Source organism: Pseudomonas sp. E1MeOHC2, assembly GCF_058745025.1.
Genome location: NZ_CP196675.1, coordinates 2,021,220 through 2,036,798 on the forward strand (window position 1 = coordinate 2,021,220; position 15,579 = coordinate 2,036,798).

Consider the following 15,579-nt stretch of genomic DNA (forward strand, 5'->3'; position numbering starts at 1 on the left):
ACCACACACTGCACTTGCGAGGACACTATGGCCCGTTTCGGAACGCAAAAACTCTACATTGATGGCGGTTATGTCGACGCTGGCTCCGACGCCACCTTCGAAGCCATCAACCCGGCTACCGGCGAAGTCCTCGCCCATGTGCAGCGCGCCACTCAGGCCGACGTCGAAAAAGCCGTCGAAAGCGCCGAGCGTGGCCAGAAAGTCTGGGCCGCAATGACCGCCATGCAGCGTTCGCGGATCCTGCGTCGCGCCGTCGACATCCTGCGCGAGCGCAACGATGAGCTGGCCCAGCTGGAAACCCTGGACACCGGCAAGTCGTATTCCGAAACCCGCTACGTCGACATCGTCACCGGCGCCGACGTGCTGGAATACTACGCAGGCCTGATCCCGGCCATCGAAGGCGAGCAGATCCCGCTGCGTGAAAGCTCCTTTGTCTACACCCGTCGCGAACCACTGGGTGTGACCGTGGGTATCGGCGCCTGGAACTACCCGGTGCAGATCGCCCTGTGGAAGTCCGCCCCGGCCCTGGCCGCTGGCAACGCGATGATCTTCAAGCCTTCGGAAGTCACCTCGCTGACCACCCTGAAGCTGGCCGAGATCTACACCGAAGCCGGCCTGCCAGACGGCGTGTTCAACGTCCTGACCGGCAGCGGCCGCGAAGTCGGCACCTGGCTGACCGAGCACCCGCGCATCGAAAAAGTCTCCTTCACCGGCGGCACCACCACCGGCAAGAAAGTCATGGCCAGCGCCTCGAGCTCCTCGCTCAAGGAAGTCACCATGGAACTGGGCGGCAAGTCGCCACTGATCATCTGCGCCGACGCCGACCTGGACAAGGCGGCCGACATCGCCATGATGGCCAACTTCTACAGCTCCGGTCAGGTTTGCACCAACGGCACCCGCGTGTTCATCCCTGCCGAGATGAAAGCCGCCTTCGAAGCCAAGATCGCCGAACGCGTTGCCCGCATCCGTGTCGGCAACCCGGAAGACGAAAACACCAACTTCGGCCCGCTGGTCAGCTTCCAGCACATGGAAAGCGTGCTGGGCTACATCGCCAAGGGTAAAGAAGAAGGTGCCCGCGTACTGTGCGGCGGCGAGCGTCTGACCGAGGGTGACTTCGCCAAGGGCGCCTTCGTGGCCCCGACCGTATTCACCGATTGCACCGAAGACATGACCATCGTCAAAGAAGAAATCTTCGGCCCGGTAATGAGCATCCTCAGCTACGAGACCGAGGAAGAAGTCATCCGCCGCGCCAACGACACCGAGTACGGCCTGGCTGCGGGCGTGTGCACCAACGACATCACCCGTGCCCACCGCATCATCCACAAGCTCGAAGCCGGCATCTGCTGGATCAATGCCTGGGGCGAATCGCCGGCCGAAATGCCGGTCGGTGGCTACAAGCAGTCGGGCGTTGGCCGTGAAAACGGCGTCAGCTCGCTGGCTCAATACACGCGCATCAAGTCGGTCCAGGTCGAGCTGGGCGGCTACACCTCGGTTTTCTAAACCGCGTGTAGTCACGCCCGTGCCAGCGCGCACGGGCGTTCCCGCTCCCTGATCACCGCCAAACGAGGGTACTTAAATGTCCCAAGAATTCGATTACATCATCGTCGGCGCAGGTTCCGCCGGTAACACCCTGGCCACCCGCCTGACCGAAGATGCCAGCGTCACCGTGCTGCTGCTCGAAGCCGGTGGCCCCGACTACCGCTTCGACTTCCGCACCCAGATGCCAGCCGCCCTGGCCTTCCCGCTGCAAGGCCGCCGCTACAACTGGGCCTACGAGACCGACCCGGAGCCGCACATGGACGGCCGCCGCATGGAGTGTGGCCGCGGCAAGGGCCTGGGTGGCTCGTCGCTGATCAACGGCATGTGCTACATCCGCGGTAACGCCATGGACTTCGACGGCTGGGCAGAACTGCCAGGCCTTGAAGACTGGACCTACCTGGACTGCCTGCCGTACTTCCGCAAGGCAGAAACCCGCGACATCGGCCCTAACGACTACCACGGCGGCGAAGGCCCAGTCAGCGTCGCCACGCCCAAGGCTGGCAACAACCCGCTGTTCCACGCCATGGTCGAGGCTGGCGTGCAGGCCGGTTACCCGCGCACCGAAGACCTCAACGGCTACCAGCAGGAAGGCTTCGGCCCGATGGACCGTTCGGTGACCAAGAAAGGTCGCCGCTCCAGCACCGCGCGCGGCTACCTGGACCAGGCCAAAAAGCGCCCTAACCTGACCATCGTCACCCACGCCCTGAGCGACCGTGTGCTGTTCGACGGTAAGCGTGCCGTTGGCGTGACCTACCTGGTCGGCGACAGCGAAGAGCGCGTCGAAGCCCGTGCCCGCAAGGAAGTCATCGTCAGCTCCGGCGCCATTGCTTCGCCGCAGTTGCTGCAGCGTTCCGGCGTCGGCCCGCGTGCCCTGCTGGAAAGCCTCGACATCCCGGTCGTGCACGACCTGCCAGGCGTCGGCGAGAACCTGCAGGACCACCTTGAGCTGTACCTGCAATACGCCTGCACCCAGCCGGTGTCGCTGTACCCGTCGCTGTTGTGGTGGAACCAGCCGGCCATCGGTGCCGAGTGGCTGTTCAACGGCACCGGCATCGGCGCCAGCAACCAGTTCGAGGCCGGTGGTTTCATCCGCACCCGCCCTGAGTTCGAGTGGCCGAACATCCAGTACCACTTCCTGCCCGTCGCGATTAACTACAACGGCTCCAATGGCGTGAAGGAACACGGCTTCCAGGCGCACATGGGTTCGATGCGTTCGCCAAGCCGTGGGCGCATCCAGGCCAAGTCGAAAGACCCACGCCAGCACCCAAGCATCCTGTTCAACTACATGGCCACCGAGCAGGATTGGCAAGAGTTCCGCGACGGCATCCGCCTGACCCGCGAGATCATGGCCCAGCCGGCACTGGACCCATACCGTGGTCGCGAGATCAGCCCAGGCGCCGACGTGCAAACCGACGAGCAACTGGACAAGTTCATCCGCGAGCACGCCGAAACTGCCTTCCACCCGTCCTGCTCGTGCAAGATGGGCACCGACGACATGGCGGTGGTCGATGGCGAAGGCCGCGTGCATGGCATGCAGGGCCTGCGCGTGGTCGATGCGTCGATCATGCCGATCATCATCACCGGCAACCTCAACGCCACCACGATCATGATCGCCGAGAAAATCTCGGACAAGATCCGCAACCGCAAGCCGCTGGCGCGCAGCACTGCCAAGTACTACGTGGCCAACGGTGCGCCGGTCAAAGGCAAGCCGATGCGTGAAGTGAAGCAGGCCTGACCTGCACCGGCCCTTTCGCGGGCAAGCCCGCTCCCACAGGGATACCACAGCATTCGATGCTACATGGTTCCTGTGGGAGCGGGCTTGCCCCGCGAAGAGGCCCACCCTGGCAATATAGAAAAGGCACCCACCGCGGTGCCTTTTCTACATCTGCAGAAACGCTTTACAGGCTGCCAATTCATCAGGTTAGAATCAATTGGCACGCGACCTGCTAGTTCATCAACGCTACCACGTCCTCTTCCCCCGCGTTTCCCGGAGTACTGCCTTTGGATGCCAGCACCATCAACAGCCTGTTTCTGATCGGCGCATTGCTGGTGGGTGCAAGTATCCTGGTCAGTTCTCTGTCTTCACGCCTGGGCATCCCAATTCTGGTCATCATCCTCGCCGTCGGCATGGTCGCAGGCGTGGACGGTGGCGGCATCATCTTCAACAACTACCCGACCGCCTACCTGGTGGGCAACCTGGCACTGGCGGTGATCCTTCTCGACGGCGGCCTGCGCACCCGCGTGGCCAGTTTCCGCGTGGCGTTGTGGCCGGCCTTGTCGCTGGCCACCGTTGGCGTGATGATCACCACCGCCCTCACCGGCCTGGTCGCTGCCTGGTTGTTCAACCTGAGCCTGATCCAGGGCCTGCTGATCGGCGCCATCGTCGGCTCCACCGACGCCGCGGCGGTGTTCTCGCTGCTCGGCGGCAAAGGCCTGAACGAGCGGGTCACAGCCACGCTGGAGATCGAGTCGGGCAGCAACGACCCGATGGCAGTGTTCCTCACCGTCACCCTGATCGACATGATCGCCAGCGGCCAGACCGGCCTGCACTGGAGCCTGCTGACCCACCTGCTGCGCGAGTTTGGTATCGGTGGCCTGCTGGGCCTGGGTGGCGGCTGGCTGATGCTGCAACTGGTCAACCGCATCAACCTGGCCGGCGGCCTGTACCCGATCCTGGTGGTGGCGGGCGGCCTGGTGGTGTTCTCGTTGACCAACGCCCTGCATGGCAGTGGCTTCCTGGCCGTGTACTTGTGCGGCCTGGTACTGGGCAACAAACCAATCCGCAGCCGCCACGGCATCCTGCACATGCTCGACGGCATGGCCTGGCTGGCGCAGATCGGCATGTTCCTGGTGCTGGGCCTACTGGTCACGCCGCATGACCTGCTGCCGATCGCCCTGCCGGCCCTGGGCCTGGCGCTGTGGATGATCCTGGTCGCACGGCCGCTGTCGGTGGTTGCCGCACTGTTGCCGTTCAAGGCCTTCCACGGGCGCGAAAAGGGCTTTATTTCCTGGGTTGGCCTGCGCGGTGCGGTACCGATCATTCTGGCGGTGTTCCCGCTGATGGCCGGGCTGCCGGATGCGCAGCTGTTCTTCAACCTGGCGTTCTTCATCGTGCTGGTATCGCTGCTGGTGCAAGGCACCAGCCTGCCGTGGATGGCCAAGCTGTTGAAGGTCACAGTACCGCCAGACCCGGCGCCGATCTCGCGCTCCGCGCTGGAAGTACACATCACCAGTGAATGGGAGCTGTTCGTTTACCGCCTGGGTGCCGAAAAATGGTGCATCGGCGCCGCCTTGCGCGAGCTGAAGATGCCCGAAGGCACGCGGATTGCCGCGCTGTTCCGGGGTGAGCAGCTGTTGCACCCATCGGGCAGTACCGTGCTGGAAGTCGGCGACATGCTGTGCGTGATCGGCCACGAACATAACCTGCCCGCGCTGGGCAAGCTGTTCAGCCAGGCACCGCAGCGCGGCCTGGACCTGCGCTTCTTCGGCGACTTCGTGCTCGAAGGCGACGCCGAGCTGGGCGCCGTGGCTGCGCTTTACGGCCTGAAACTCGATGGCCTGGACGCGAAAATGCCGCTGGCGCAGTTCATCCGACAGAAGGTCGGAGGCGCTCCAGTAGTAGGTGACCAGGTCGAATGGCATGGCACGATCTGGACCGTGGCGACCATGGACGGGAACAATGTCCAGAAAGTGGGCGTCAGATTCCCCGAAGGAACGCGACCCGGACCAGGATTGTTCCTCTAAACTCCGATTCTGCCCCGATCCACAATGTAGTCTGCCTATGTCCCTGCGTGTGTACCTTCGCACAGCCCTGTTCGGGCTGTGCCTGTCCCTCTCGTTCGCCACTGCTGCGAATGCCGCGGCCGAAGCGCCGACCACTGCCAGCATTCAGCACAGCCTCGACAAGATTGCCGAGCGCAAACTGCCCGAGGCCGATCAGAAGGCCTTGCAGCAGGTGCTGGAGCAGACCCTGAGCCTGCTTGCCAACAAGGAAGACAGCGAGAAGAAGCTGGCCGCGCTCAAGCAGCAACTGGCCAGCGCACCAAAGGAGACCAGCGACAGCCAGAAAGAACTGGCCAGGCTCAAGGACAGCAAGCCGCAACCAGTCGCCCAGCGCTACGCCAACCTCACGGTGCCACAGCTGGAGCAGCTGCTCAGCGAACGCAGCACTCTGCAAGGTGAACTGCAAAAGGCGCTGTCTGAAGCCAACAGCCTGATCATCAACTCCCAGACCCGCCCGGAGCGCGCTCAGGCCGAAATCAGCAACAGCCAGGCCCGCACCCAGCAGATCAACAACAGCCTCAAGTCGGGCAAGGACAACGGCAAGGCCCTCAACGCCGACCAACGCAACCAGCTCAACGCCGAGCTGGCCTCGCTCAACGCATTGACCCTGCTACGCCGTCAGGAACTGGCCGGCAACAGCCTGCTGCAAGACCTTGGCAATGCCCGTCACGACTTGCTGATCGAACGTGCCGCACGCCTGGAACAAGAAATCCAGGACCTGCAGACACTGATCAACGACAAGCGCCTGGCCCAGTCCCAGGAGGCCGTCACCCAGCAGTCGATCGAAGCCCAAAAGGTAGGCGGCAGCAGCCTGTTGGCCACGGAGAGCACGATCAACCTCAAGCTCTCCGACTACCTGCTCAAAAGCACCGACCGCCTCAACGAGCTGACCCAGCAGAACCTGCGCACCAAGCAACAGCTCGACAGCCTGACCCAGGCCGACCAGGCGCTGGACGAGCAGATCAACGTGCTCAAGGGCAGCCTGCTGCTGTCCAAGATCCTCTACAAACAGAAGCAGACCCTGCCGCACTTGAAGGTCGACCGCGACCTGGCCGACCAGATCGCCGACACCCGCCTGTACCAGTTCGAGATCAACCAGCAGCGCGAGCAGATGAGCAGCCCGGTCACCTACGTCGACAAGCTGCTGGCCAATCAACCACCGGAAGACGTTACCCCGCAGCTGCGCAAGGCCCTGCTGGAAGTGGCGATCACCCGCACCGACCTGCTGGAGCGCCTGAACCGCGAACTCTCGGCACTGCTCAACGAATCGATCACCCTGCAGCTCAACCAGAAGCAGCTGCTGGGTACGGCCCAGGGCCTGCGCACCACCCTCGACGAGCAGATGTTCTGGATCCCCAGCAACAAGCCGCTGGACTGGGACTGGCTGCGCTACGTACCTGAGCGATTTGCCGACCAAGTCGCCAGCCTGCCCTGGGGCTCGGGCCTCAAGGAACTGGCCGACGGCCTCAGCCAGCGGCCGTTGCTGTTCCTGCCGCTGCTGCTGGTGATCGGCGGCCTGCTGTGGCGCCGCAAGTACCTGTATCAACGACTTGGCAAAGTGCACCAGGACATCGGCCACTTCCGCCGTGACAGCCAGTGGCATACGCCCCAGGCAATCCTGATCAACATCCTCCTGGCGATGCCGGTAAGCCTGGGCCTGGCCCTGTGCAGCTACGCCCTGCAGATTGACGCCCGCGGGCAGAATGCCAACCTTGGCGCGGCGCTCTGGCAACTGGCCCAGGCCTGGCTGGTGTTCTACACCGCCTACCGCATTCTGGCACCCGGTGGCGTGGCGGAAATCCACTTCCGCTGGCACAAGCCCCAGGTCGAGTTCCTGCGCGGCTGGGTGCGCAGGCTTGGCACCGTGGTGCTGGCGCTGGTCGGCGTGGTGGCCGTGGCCGAGCATCAACCCTCGGCCCTGGCCGATGACGTACTCGGCATCGGCGTGGTGCTGACCTGCTACGCACTGATGGCCTGGCTGCTCAGCCGTTTGCTGCTAAGCAGCCCGGCGCATCGCGACACTTCGCTGTTCCGCCGGGCGGTAGGCGTGGCGTTCACCGCCCTGCCGATCGCGTTGTTCGTGGCGGTGTGCTTCGGCTATTACTACACCGCACTCAAGCTCACCGACCGGCTGATCTACACGCTGTACTTGCTGATGTTCTGGCTGGTGATCGAGGCGGCCTTCGTGCGTGGCCTGTCTGTGGCCGCGCGGCGCCTGGCCTACCAACGTGCCCTCAGCAAACGCGCAGCAGCCAAGGAAGGGTTGGATGGCGAGGTCATCACCGAAGAGCCGACGCTGGACATCGAGCAGGTCAACCAGCAGTCGCTGCGCCTGATCCGCCTGGCCTTGCTGGGCGGCTTCATTGCCGGCCTGTACTGGGTATGGTCTGACCTGATCTCGGTGTTCGCCTACCTCAACAACTTCACCCTGTACGAATACACCAGTGGCACCGGCGCTGCCGCCAGCATGGTGCCGATCAGCCTCGGCGATTTGCTCGGCGCGCTGGTGATCGTCGGCATCACCTTCGCCCTGGCCGGCAACTTGCCGGGCTTGCTGGAGGTGCTGGTGCTGTCGCGCCTGAACCTGGCCCAGGGCAGCGCCTACGCCACCACCACGCTGCTGTCGTACACCATCGTCGGTGTCGGCATCGTCAGTACCCTGTCTACCCTCGGGGTGAGCTGGGACAAGCTGCAGTGGCTGGTGGCGGCGCTTTCGGTCGGCCTGGGCTTCGGCATGCAGGAGATCTTCGCCAACTTCATCTCCGGCATCATGATCCTGTTCGAGCGCCCGGTGCGCATTGGTGACACCATCACCATCGGCAACCTGTCCGGCACGGTGAGCAAGATCCGCATCCGCGCCACCACCATCACCGACTTCGACCGCAAGGACATCATCGTCCCTAACAAGACCTTCATCACCGGCCAGTTGATCAACTGGTCGCTGACCGACACGGTCACCCGGGTGACCCTGAAGCTGGGCATCGACTATGGCTCCGACCTGGACCTGGTGCGTGATCTGCTGCTCAAGGGCGCCCACGAAAACCCACGGGTGCTCAAAGACCCGGAACCTATCGTGTACTTCCTCAACTTCGGCGAAAGCTCGCTGGACCACGAATTGCGCATGCACGTGCGTGACCTGGGCGACCGCAACCCGACGCTGGACGAGATCAACCGCTACATCAACCGCGAGTTCAAGGCGCACAACATCAAGATCTCGGTGCGCCAGGTCGAGGTGTTCCTGATGGACGCGAAGGGCGGCAAGCAGCAGTTGATTGCCCAGGAACAGCCGAAATCGGATGGCACTCAAGCGGTGTAAATGGGCTCGAATACCGTATTCTGTCCAAAATCCTTGCGAGGGCTGTGCCCTCGTTCGCGGGCAAGCCCGCTCCCACAGCGTTCACCGCTGTAACCGTGGGAGCTGGCTTGCCTGCGATGGGCCGCAAAGCGGCCCCCTTGGCACCGTCCCCAGGAGCAAACCGTGAAAGCCCTCGACCAACTCAGCTTCGACAACCGCTTCGCCCGCCTGGGCGATGCGTTCTCCACCCAGGTCCTGCCCGAACCCATCGCAGACCCACGCCTGGTGGTGGCAAGCGAGTCGGCCATGGCCTTGCTCGACCTCGACCCCGCGCAGGCCGAACTGCCGGTTTTCGCCGAGTTGTTCAGCGGCCACAAACTGTGGGAAGAGGCCGACCCACGGGCGATGGTCTATTCCGGCCATCAGTTCGGCTCGTACAACCCGCGCCTGGGCGATGGCCGCGGCCTGCTGCTAGCCGAAGTGCTGAACGATGCCGGCGAACACTGGGACCTGCACCTCAAGGGCGCCGGCCAGACGCCCTATTCGCGCATGGGCGACGGCCGCGCGGTATTGCGTTCGTCGATCCGCGAGTTCCTCGCCTCCGAAGCCCTGCACGCCCTGGGCATCCCGACCAGCCGGGCGCTGTGCGTGATTGGCTCAAGTACCCCGGTATGGCGCGAAAGCCGCGAAAGCGCCGCCATGCTCACGCGCCTGGCACAGAGCCACATACGCTTCGGCCATTTCGAGTACTTCTACTACACCCGCCAGCCCGAGCAACAACGCGTGCTGATCGACCACGTGCTGGAGCAGCACTACCCCGAATGCCGCGAGGCCGAACAGCCCTACCTGGCCATGTTCCGCACGATCGTCGAGCGCAACGCCGAACTGATTGCCCGCTGGCAAGCCTATGGTTTCTGCCACGGGGTGATGAACACCGACAACATGTCGATCCTCGGCATCACCTTCGATTTCGGCCCCTTTGCCTTCCTTGACGACTTCGACGCCAATTTCATCTGCAACCACTCCGACGACCGTGGCCGCTACAGCTACAGCAACCAGGTGCCTATCGCCCACTGGAACCTCAGTGCGCTGGCCCAGGCGCTGACCACGGTGGTCGAGGTAGAGCCGCTCAAAGAGGCGCTGGGGCTGTTCCTGCCGCTGTACCAGGCGCATTACCTGGACCTGATGCGTCGGCGCCTGGGCCTGACGGCCGCCGAGGATGAAGACCTCGCCCTGGTCGAGCGCCTGCTGCAATGCATGCAAAAGGGCGGCGTGGACTACAACCTGTTCTTCCGTAAGCTGGGTGAGCAGCCGGTGGCCGAGGCGCTGAATGTGGTGCGTGACGATTTCATCGACCTGGCGGGCTTCGATGCCTGGGGCGCGGACTATCTTGCCCGCTGCGAGCGCGAAGCGGGTAATGAAAAAGGGCGGCGTGAACGCATGCAGGCGGTGAACCCGCTGTACGTGCTGCGCAACTACCTGGCGCAAAAGGCCATCGAAGCGGCCGAGGCCGGGGACTACAGTGAAGTGCGACGGTTGCATCAGGTGCTGAGCCGGCCGTTCGAGGAGCAGGCCGGGATGCAGGCTTATGCCCAGCGCCCGCCGGAGTGGGGCAAACACCTGGAAATCAGCTGTTCATCATGATCCTGGGGCTGCTTTGCAGCCCCGAGAATGCTAAGGAAAAAACAATGTCCGACCCGCTGCTGATCCCCTGCCCACACTGCAACGGCCTCAACCGCCTGCCCACCGAGCGCCTGGGCGACGCCCCCAAATGCGGCCGCTGCAAACAGGACGTGCTGCTGAGCAAACCCTTCGAGCTCACAGAAGCCAGCTACGCCAGCCAGATCAAAGGCGACCTGCCGCTGCTGATCGACGTCTGGGCCGACTGGTGTGGGCCGTGCAAGTCGTTCGCCCCCACTTTCGAGCAGGCCGCCCGGCAACTTAGCGGCCGCTGCCGCCTGGCCAAGCTCGACAGCGAAGCCAACCGAAACCTGGCCGGGCAATTGGGCATCCGCTCCATCCCCAGCCTGCTGCTGTTCAAGGACGGCCGTGAAGTCAGCCGCCAGGCGGGGGCGTTTCCACTCCAGTCGTTGCTGGAGTGGTTGCGCAGCCAAGGGGTCTAGGCGTTTTCTTCCAACAGCGAATGCAACTCGACAAACTGCTGGGTCAGCTTGTGCCGTGGCTCCAGGTGAATCAGCGGCAAGCTGGCATGGTGCGACTCACGCATCTTCACCGAGCTGCTCAGGTACACCGGTAGCACCGGCAGGCCTTCGGCCAGCAGTTCATCGAGCATTTGCTGGGGCAGGCTGGCGCGGGACTGGAACTGGTTGACCACGATGCCTTCGACCTGCAGGTCTTCGTTGTGGTCTTCCTTGAGCTCTTCGATTTCCGCCAGCAGGCCGTACAGGGCCTGGCGCGAGAAGCTGTCGCAGTCAAAGGGGATCAGCACACGATCAGCTGCGATCAACGCAGAAACCGCATAAAAATTGAGCGCAGGCGGCGTATCGATGTAGATCCGCTCGTAATCCTCGTCCAGCTCGTCAAGCAACTTACGCAGCTTGTTGATCTTGTGCTTGGCCTCAAGCTTGGGCTGCAGGTCGGCCAGTTCCGCAGTGGCGGTCACCACATGCAGGTTGTCGAACGGCGTTTCGTAGATATCGACCTTGTTCTTCTTGCTGAACGGCCCGCTGGACAGGCTTTGCTTGAAGAAATCAGCGATCCCCATGGGGATATCTTCACCCGTCAAGCCGGTGAGGTACTGGGTCGAATTTGCCTGGGCATCCAGGTCGATCAACAGGGTCCGGTAACCTTCGCTGGCGCTGACCGCCGCCAGGTTACAAGCGATGCTCGACTTGCCCACGCCACCTTTCTGATTGAACACCACGCGACGCATGATTGACCTCCGTGTTCCAACGAATGCCCGAGTATGTGGCGGCTCGGCAGCTAAGGCCAGCGGCAATTGTCGGGGGATGATGGCAATCCCGGCGCTATGAAGGCCTCACCACTTGCCCGGTCAACAACTCGGCAAACGCCTTGGCCATGGCCGAGCCCCCACGTTCACGTTCCACCAGCCACACCGCCGTCATCGCGCCCTCGTCCAGCAGCGTGCGATACACCACACCCTCGATTCGCATGCGCTGGAACGACGCCGGCAGCACCGAAACCCCAAGGCCCGCCGACACCAGCCCGATAATGGTCATCGCCTCCCCCGCCTCCTGGGCAAAATGCGGGCTGAACCCCGCTTGCCGGGCCAAGCTGAGCAACTGGGCATGCAGCCCACTGCCATAGCTACGCGGGAAAAACACAAACGGTTCGTTCGCCAGAGAAGCCATGTGTACCCCCGCCTCCGTGCCTGTGGCCAATGGATGCGAGGCATTGATCACCGCCACCAACGGCTCGCGAAACAACTCGGTCGCCACCAGGCCCTCCGGCAATGGCATCGGCCGCATCAGCCCCACCTCGATGGACTCGTCAAAGACCGCCTCGGCCACATCGCGGCTGCTCATTTCCTTGAGGTTCAGGTGCACCGCTGGAAAACGCTGGCGAAAGGCATGAATGGCCTTGGGGATTTTTGATGTGAACGGCGCCGAAGACGTGAAACCGATCTTCATCTCGCCCAATTCACCCAACTGCGCACGCCGGGCTACATCGGCCGCCTTCTCGACCTGCGCCAGCACCTGGCGCGCTTCCTCCAGAAACAACCGCCCTGCCTCGCTCAATTCGACCCGACGGTTGGTACGGTCGAACAGACGAGCGCCCAACTCCTGCTCCAGCGCCTGGATCTGCTGGCTCAAGGGCGGCTGCGAAATGCCCAACTGCTGGGCTGCACGGCCAAAGTGCAGTTCCTCGGCCACGGCAATGAAGTAACGCAGATGGCGCAGTTCCATAGTCGGCTCCAAACAAGTCGTAGAACGTCTTAAATAGGTCGAACAATATATTGGATCTAATCATTAGCCAGCTATATGCTTTTTTCATTGCGCCAGAGGTACCCGCCCGTGAAAACTGCTGTAGCTCCCCTTCCCGCCGACCCAGAACCTGCCCCGCTGAACGAAATGTGGATCGAAAAAGGCACCCCCGCCTTCATGAAGACCGTGCTGGCCCTGTTCAGCGGCGGCTTCGCCACGTTCGCCCTGCTGTACTGCGTGCAGCCAATGATGCCGCTGCTGTCCCAGGAGTTTTCCATCAATGCAGCGCAGAGCAGCCTGGTGCTGTCGGTCTCGACCGCCATGCTGGCGTTCGGACTGTTGATCACCGGGCCGATCTCCGACCGCATCGGGCGCAAGCCGGTGATGGTCTTTGCGCTGGTCTGCGCCGCCCTGTCGACCTTGGCCAGCGCGGTGATGCCGACCTGGGAAGCGGTGCTGGCGACCCGAGCCTTGGTCGGCCTGTCGCTGAGCGGCCTGGCGGCGGTGGCCATGACCTACCTGAGCGAAGAGATTCACCCGCAGCACATCGGCCTGGCCATGGGGTTGTACATTGGCGGCAACGCGATTGGTGGCATGAGTGGGCGGCTGATCACCGGGGTGCTGATCGACTTCGTCAGCTGGCACACGGCGATGCTGACCATCGGTGGCCTGGCCCTGGTCGCGGCGCTGGTGTTCTGGAAGGTCCTGCCCGAATCACGCAACTTCCGCCCGCAGGCCGTGAACCCGCGCAGCCTGCTGGATGGCTTTGTCATGCACTTCAAGGACGCCGGGCTGCCTTGGCTGTTCCTTGAGGCGTTCCTGCTAATGGGCGCCTTCGTCACGCTGTTCAACTACATCGGCTACCGCCTGCTGGCAGGGCCTTACCATATGAACCAGGCGCTGGTCGGTTTGCTGTCGGTGGTGTACCTGTCGGGGATCTACAGCTCTGCGCAGGTGGGCGCGCTGGCTGACAAGCTGGGGCGACGCAAGGTGTTCTGGGTCAGCATTGTGGTGATGGCAGGCGGCCTGCTGATGACCTTGGCCAACCCGCTGGTGATGGTGATCCTCGGCATGCTGGTGTTCACCTTCGGCTTCTTCGGTGCGCATTCGGTGGCCAGCAGCTGGATCGGGCGCCGGGCGTTGAAGGCCAAGGGGCAAGCGTCGTCGCTGTACCTGTTCTGCTACTACGCAGGGTCGAGTGTCGCGGGCACTGCGGGTGGGGTGTTCTGGCATCAATGGGGCTGGAATGGGATCGGGTTGTTCATTGGTGGCTTGCTGGCGGTGGCGTTGCTGGTGGCTCTGCACTTGAGCAAGTTGCCGCCTAAGGCCAGCTGAACAACGGGGCTGCAAAGCAGCCTCACACGCTCAGATCAATTGATGATCTCGACAATATCTACATCCACTTCCCGGCTCATCAGGTGCTTCTCCACCTCACCGGTCAGCTTGACCTTGGTCTTGTCATTGAACGGCGTCGGCGGCAGGTCTTCGTCGTCGATTTCGACGGTGATGGTGCCGGTGTTGTCTTTGAACTCGTACTTGTCGTCGTTGTTCAGCTTCTTGGTGACGTAGCCCTGCAACACAACCGGCGTGTCATCAGCGGCATCGTTCGCAGCCGCCACGGTGGTCACCGACTGGGCACCCGGGCCGGTGTAGCCGGCCGCCAGGGCAGCAGTGCTGAACAAAGGGGCAAGGATCAGGGCGAGGTAACGGGTTTTCATGAGGATCAGGTCCTGTTTCGGTTTCGATGGGACCAGACTAGCGACAATCGCTGAATTGAAACTTAATACAAAAAAACCCGGCATCGAGCCGGGTTTTTTATGCAGGGCATCAAATCACTGGTGATATTGCGCCGACAACTCGTGCACGGCGTTGATGAACACACCAGCGTGCTCTGGGTCGACTTCCGGGGTAATGCCGTGGCCCAGGTTGAACACATGGCCGGTGCCCTTGCCATAGCTGGCCAAAATGCGCGCCACTTCCTGGCGGATGGCCTCGGGCTTGGCGTAAAGCACGGTCGGGTCCATGTTGCCTTGCAGCGCAACCTTGTCGCCGACACGGCGGCGGGCATCGCCGATTTCGCAGGTCCAGTCCAGGCCCAATGCATCGGCACCGGCCTCAGCGATGCTTTCTAGCCACATGCCACCGTTCTTGGTGAACAGGATCACCGGTATCTTGCGGCCGTCGTGCTCGCGGATCAGGCCGCTGACGATCTTGCGCATGTAGGCCAGGGAGAACTCCTGGTACGCCGCTGCCGACAGGTTGCCGCCCCAGGTGTCGAAGATCTGCACAGCCTGCGCGCCTGCCAGGATCTGGCCGTTGAGGTAACTGGTGACCGACTGGGCCAGCTTGTCCAGCAACAGGTGCAGGGCTTGCGGGTTGTCGTAAGCCATGGCCTTGGTCTTGCGGAAGTCCTTGGACGAACCGCCTTCGACCATGTAAGTGGCCAAGGTCCATGGGCTGCCCGAGAAGCCGATCAGCGGTACGCGGCCGTTGAGCTCGCGACGGATGGTGCTGACGGCGTCCATCACGTAGCCCAGGTCTTTCTGCGGATCGGGGATCGGCAGCGCCTCGATGTCGGCCGGGGTGCTGATCACTTTCTTGAAGCGCGGACCTTCGCCGGTTTCAAAGTACAGGCCCAGGCCCATGGCGTCGGGGATGGTGAGGATGTCCGAGAAGAGGATCGCTGCGTCCAGCGGGTAGCGGTCCAGCGGCTGCAGGGTGACCTCGCAGGCGAACTGCGGGTTCATGCACAGGCTCATGAAGTCACCGGCCTTGGCACGGCTGGCGCGGTATTCCGGCAGGTAACGGCCAGCCTGGCGCATCATCCAGACCGGGGTGACGTCTACGGGTTGCTTGAGCAGTGCACGCAGGAAACGATCGTTCTTCAGGGCAGTCATGTCGGCATCCGGCAAAAAAGTGCGGGCATTTTCTCAGACGCCAGCACAAAAGGCACGGCCAAGGCCATGCGTTTTGTCTATTGGATGCCATGGATCAAGCAATTTTGTATACAAAACGCCAAAGGGGCTGCTTTGCAGCCCATCGCGGCACAAGGCCGCT

11 protein-coding genes are annotated in these 15,579 nt (G+C 62.8%); 7 read left to right on the forward strand and 4 right to left on the reverse strand.

The genetic code is table 11. The features are described 5' to 3' along the window. Positions 1-27 precede the first annotated feature (27 nt). The 6 genes from betB (at position 28) to trxC (ending at position 10,740) form a co-directional block, all read left to right on the forward strand. On the forward strand, positions 28-1,500 hold the full coding sequence (gene betB, locus ACSSU5_RS08985) for a betaine-aldehyde dehydrogenase (protein WP_492561025.1): 1,473 nt from the start codon (positions 28-30) through the stop codon (positions 1,498-1,500). 76 nt (positions 1,501-1,576) lie between these two features. Continuing rightward, on the forward strand, positions 1,577-3,274 hold the full coding sequence (betA, locus tag ACSSU5_RS08990; protein WP_264311210.1) for a choline dehydrogenase: 1,698 nt from the start codon (positions 1,577-1,579) through the stop codon (positions 3,272-3,274). A 266-nt stretch (positions 3,275-3,540) separates the two neighbouring features. Beyond that, positions 3,541-5,283: a potassium/proton antiporter gene (locus ACSSU5_RS08995; protein WP_264311209.1), complete on the forward strand. Its 1,743-nt coding sequence runs from the start codon at positions 3,541-3,543 to the stop codon at positions 5,281-5,283. A 37-nt stretch (positions 5,284-5,320) separates the two neighbouring features. Then, positions 5,321-8,638, forward strand: coding sequence for a mechanosensitive channel MscK (gene mscK / locus ACSSU5_RS09000; protein ID WP_492561026.1), 3,318 nt, complete (start codon positions 5,321-5,323; stop codon positions 8,636-8,638). A 162-nt stretch (positions 8,639-8,800) separates the two neighbouring features. Beyond that, positions 8,801-10,261 (forward strand): protein adenylyltransferase SelO, encoded by a 1,461-nt coding sequence (selO, locus tag ACSSU5_RS09005; protein WP_492561027.1) that lies wholly within the window; start codon positions 8,801-8,803, stop codon positions 10,259-10,261. Positions 10,262-10,305: 44 nt separating this feature from the next. Beyond that, positions 10,306-10,740, forward strand: coding sequence for a thioredoxin TrxC (gene trxC / locus ACSSU5_RS09010; protein WP_264311206.1), 435 nt, complete (start codon positions 10,306-10,308; stop codon positions 10,738-10,740). Here the strand turns inward: trxC and ACSSU5_RS09015 are convergent. Both ACSSU5_RS09015 and ACSSU5_RS09020 read right to left on the reverse strand, forming a co-directional pair. Beyond that, positions 10,737-11,510 carry a ParA family protein gene (locus tag ACSSU5_RS09015; RefSeq protein ID WP_264311205.1) on the reverse strand — a complete coding sequence of 258 codons (774 nt, stop codon included), beginning with the start codon at positions 11,508-11,510 and terminating at the stop codon, positions 10,737-10,739. The two genes, trxC and ACSSU5_RS09015, sit on opposite strands and share 4 nt — an antisense overlap. A gap of 94 nt (positions 11,511-11,604) precedes the next feature. Continuing rightward, positions 11,605-12,504, reverse strand: a complete 900-nt coding sequence (locus ACSSU5_RS09020) for a LysR family transcriptional regulator (RefSeq protein ID WP_264311204.1) — start codon at positions 12,502-12,504, stop codon at positions 11,605-11,607. 165 nt (positions 12,505-12,669) lie between these two features. Here ACSSU5_RS09020 and ACSSU5_RS09025 point away from each other — a divergent pair, with 165 nt between their 5' ends. Continuing rightward, a complete protein-coding gene (locus ACSSU5_RS09025; protein ID WP_264314004.1) occupies positions 12,670-13,857 on the forward strand; it encodes an MFS transporter in 1,188 nt (395 codons plus the stop codon). A gap of 35 nt (positions 13,858-13,892) precedes the next feature. Here ACSSU5_RS09025 and ACSSU5_RS09030 read toward each other — a convergent pair whose 3' ends face one another. Together ACSSU5_RS09030 and hemE are read right to left on the reverse strand one after the other, a co-directional pair. Continuing rightward, positions 13,893-14,240, reverse strand: a complete 348-nt coding sequence (locus ACSSU5_RS09030) for a YgiW/YdeI family stress tolerance OB fold protein (protein ID WP_264311203.1) — start codon at positions 14,238-14,240, stop codon at positions 13,893-13,895. A 114-nt stretch (positions 14,241-14,354) separates the two neighbouring features. Then, the gene (hemE, locus tag ACSSU5_RS09035) at positions 14,355-15,419 is read right to left on the reverse strand and encodes a uroporphyrinogen decarboxylase (RefSeq protein WP_492561028.1); all 1,065 of its coding nucleotides are present in this window, start codon (positions 15,417-15,419) and stop codon (positions 14,355-14,357) included. Positions 15,420-15,579 lie beyond the last annotated feature (160 nt).